This is a genomic window from Macellibacteroides sp., from assembly GCF_050251695.1.
In the GTDB taxonomy this organism is placed as follows: domain Bacteria; phylum Bacteroidota; class Bacteroidia; order Bacteroidales; family Tannerellaceae; genus Macellibacteroides; species Macellibacteroides fermentans.
On sequence record NZ_JBFWMI010000161.1, the window covers coordinates 1 to 3945 of the forward strand.

General features: G+C 37.1%; 3 protein-coding genes. All 3 read right to left on the reverse strand.

Going from position 1 to position 3945, the window contains the following annotated elements; all coding sequences use genetic code 11:
• The coding region (locus AB7E53_RS14435) for a carboxypeptidase-like regulatory domain-containing protein (RefSeq protein ID WP_446776477.1) at positions 1-254 on the reverse strand (254 nt) is incomplete at its 3' end.
• Positions 255-605: 351 nt separating this feature from the next.
• On the reverse strand, positions 606-2180 hold the full coding sequence (locus AB7E53_RS14440; RefSeq protein WP_179399070.1) for a SusD/RagB family nutrient-binding outer membrane lipoprotein: 1575 nt from the start codon (positions 2178-2180) through the stop codon (positions 606-608).
• 12 nt (positions 2181-2192) lie between these two features.
• Positions 2193-3945, reverse strand: a 1753-nt coding sequence (locus tag AB7E53_RS14445; protein ID WP_446776479.1) for a TonB-dependent receptor domain-containing protein, incomplete at its 5' end; no start/stop codon positions are given.

Genomic DNA, 3945 nt, shown 5'->3' on the forward strand with positions numbered 1-3945 from the left:
ATAGCCACTTCCTGGCTTTCCATTCCGATATAAGAAATTACTAACGTTTTAGCTGATGTAGGAACATTCAGACTAAATTTTCCATCATAATCGGTTACAGTTCCTGTCGTTGTTCCTTTTACAATAACAGAAGCCCCGATTACCGGCATCGCGTCTTCAGCCGAAATAACGGTACCTGATACCTCTTTCGTCTGGGCGGTTGCCAATCCGATGCCTAACACAAGGCATAAAAATAGAAAAGTCAACTTCTTCATAGACAATCTTTAAGAATTAAAATATATAAACCACACGTTTATTTTAGCCTTAGCCAATTAATGTGCAAAAATTTAGAAGTGACAAAAGTAACAATATTTTATGTTTTATAGCATACCTATATGCATTTTTATGAATAAATTTAAATTATGAATGCATAAAAGCTATCTATATGTCTTGTTTTTGCATATTTATGCATTATGAATGTTTTGGAATGTTATAAACTGTAAGTATAAAATAAGAAAATTGTTAGCAATATATAAGTCATTCAAATCAATTATTAACAGCAACTTACGGGCAAAAAAAAGGGACCTCCTTACGGAAAGTCCCTTTATATTGATTATGATTGGCTATTATTTGTTAGCCGGATGAGGATTTGATGTAGTTCGTACATCCCAGAACATCTTTGAATAATAGTTGTTGCTACCATCCTGAAGTTTGGCTACAGCATCAGTAAAACTCTGTGCATTCAATGTACTTTCGTTAGTAGGATATTTTACACGAGAGATAATATCACCCTTGGTATCTGACAAAGTAGAGAATGGTATTTCTTCTCCTCCCGAAATTACAGAAATCTCTCCAGGTTTTAGAATCTGAGTCGGGTATCCCGTACGACGGTACTCAACCCAAGCTTCTGTTCCGTTCATGTAAAGATCAATATACTTCTGCAATGCTAAAGTTTCAGCATTCACCGTTGTACTTACTGCATCTATATATCCAGAAGCATCTGGAACAGATCCAAACAAAGTACCCCAATAGTCGATTGATGCCTGAATTCCTTTCTTATACTCTTCAGCTGTATAACCTTTATATTCACACAGAATAAATTGCAACTCGGCATAAGTCATCAATGGCACAGTAAAATCAGCATTTAAACATAACGGATGATTGGTTGTACTATACCACGACGGAGCTGCATTTCTCATAGCTGAAGTAACCGTGTTGCTTGGAATACCATAAGGCATACCTACATAAGCACCGTTTCTTGATGTAGTGTAGATTGGCAAACGTGGATCAATAACACCTTCCCATGGGTGAGATTTTGCATTTAATGTATCTCTCTGACCTTTCAATATATCAACAAATGGACGGGTAATTGTGAAGTCGTTACGTTTATCTTCGAAGTATCCGATATAAAAGCCACATTGTTCAGGAGCTGTAGATGAATATTGATAAGCAGCATTATCAGCATTACCTTGGAATACTCCACTTGCAAGCGCTTCTGCAATGTACGTTTTCCAGTTAGAATCAACTTTAGACACGTGGATTGCCAAACGACATTTCAATGAATTGGCAAAACGTTTCCATTTTGTAGCATCACCACCATAGATACGATCTCCACTTACAAAAGCGGGCTCACTCTCGTCAATCATGTTTGCTGCATCAGTAAGTTCTTTAATCAGTGAAGTATATATTTCCTTCTGATCATCATACTTTGGATAATACAATCCTTCTTTCAGCTTAGATGCTTCTGTATAAGGGATGGAACCCCATGTGTCTGTCATCACCTGAAACAACCAAACTTTTAGAATCTTAGAAGCAGCAATCTGATTGGCATTAGCACCATAAGCTGACATTTTAACCGCTGTTGCTTCGTCAGTATTTAGTTTAATAATTTCCTCCAGATTGGCTGCACTTTGGTACAGATAATTAAAATAGTTGTTGTTTACACTTTCACGAATCTGGTAACGGTCTTCTTCCGTATAGTTACGTTGTGCCCAATATTGGCTATACACCAAGCTCTGGCGACCGCTAAACCAGTTATCATATACATTGTCCATGATTTGTTTTTGTACACCCGCCATAATCATATTGGTAGGCACTTCTTTGGGATTGTTGGGATCTGAATTTACAGTCTCAAAATCCTCACACGATACAGCAGTAAACAATGCTGTAACGAAAAGAAATTTATATAATAAACTTTTCATATTTCGAATTGATTAAAATTTAACACTAACGTTCATACCAAAGTTTGCGACCGATGGAAGTGCTCCACCTTCGATACCTTGAATATTACCTGAGTTTGTAATAGCCATTTCTGGATCGAAATGCTTTACATCCGGGCCCCAAACTGCCAGGTTACGTCCGTACGCAGATACACGAAGAGATTTTACAAAATAATTGCTCTTCATTGGAATAGTATAACCTAAATTGATTTCGCGAAGTTTAACATAATCCGACTTGAAAACATTCTGAGCAGCCGGGCCTGAGTAATGTTGTGCACCAAAATCTTCTGCTCCCATACGAACCGTATTAGGAGTTCCGTCAGCTTGTACACCTTGTAACAATACACCGCCACCATTTGCGATAGATTCACGTATATTTACTCCATTTTCATTTATAGCAGCACTTTCTTCAAGCATACCAGAATACATACCCCACATATAAGAAGTAGAGAAATAGTTGCCACCTTTTGAGAAATCAAGCAACACACTCAAATCAAAATTCTTGAAGCGGAATGTATTAGTCCATCCGCCTGTAAAGTCAGGATAAATACTACCGATGTTTACGTTACCATCTGTTGCGGCATATGAACCATCTTCGTTAATTACTCTGTTGCCTTTTGCATCATAAACAAAATCAGTTCCCATAATCACACCATACTCCTGGCCTTCCATTGCTCCGACTTCAACTTTGAAAGGAGCTGTTGTGAGTCTGTAATAGCTTACATCTTCAAGCAACTTCTTAACTTTATTTTTATTTGAAGCTAGAACCAATGATGATTCCCAAGTGAAATCAGCTGTCTGAACCGGAGTTCCATGAATGCTTAACTCAATACCCTGGTTGGTCATCAAACCAGTATTAACAACTTTGTAAAGATATCCGGATGTTCCTGTAATTGAAAGAGGAATAATCTGATTCTTCGTTTCACTTGAATAATAAGTCGCTTCAATACCGAAACGGTTGTTAAACAATGAAAGTTCAAGTCCTGCTTCATAAGAATTGGTAGTTTCAGGCTTTAATCCACTATTCTTTAATGTATTGGCCAAAACATAACCTGGTGTTGAAGTAATATTGGTATACTGAGTATATGTGTCTACAATTTGATAGGGATCTGTATCGTTACCTACCTGAGCAAAGCCTAAACGAACTTTACCGAAGTTTAACCATGGTAAATCTTCTTTTACTAGTTCAGAGAAGATGAAACTTCCTGTTACAGATGGATACAAATAGGAGTTGTTACCATTAGGCAATGTAGAAGACCAGTCGTTACGTAATGACAAGTCCAGATATAACATACTCTTATAACCCACTGTTCCACTTGCAAAGATTGAGTTGATAGATTTCTTTCTCAAATAATTTGTTCCTGTTGCAGGGTTCACAGAGTTTTTCAGGTTATAGAATTCAGGAATTGCTAGTCCGCCATCGGTCTCACCATAAACATATTCATATCTACGACTCATCAAGTTGGATCCTAGATTTGCACTGAATGAATAATCTGTTATATTTTTATTGAATGACAACAAGAATTCATGGTTCATTTCCGCCTGCTGACGAGACATTTCTTTGTATCTGGATTGTTCCTGCGAGTAAACTGCATTACGTTCAAATTGCTTGTCTACGAAGAAGTCCAAGTTAGCTTTGTATTGGAATTTCAGGAATTCAGCAATTTTATAACTTATACCAACATTACCATAGACACGGTTACGTGAGTCATTCTGATAATTCATATAACGACTCCAATATGGGTTG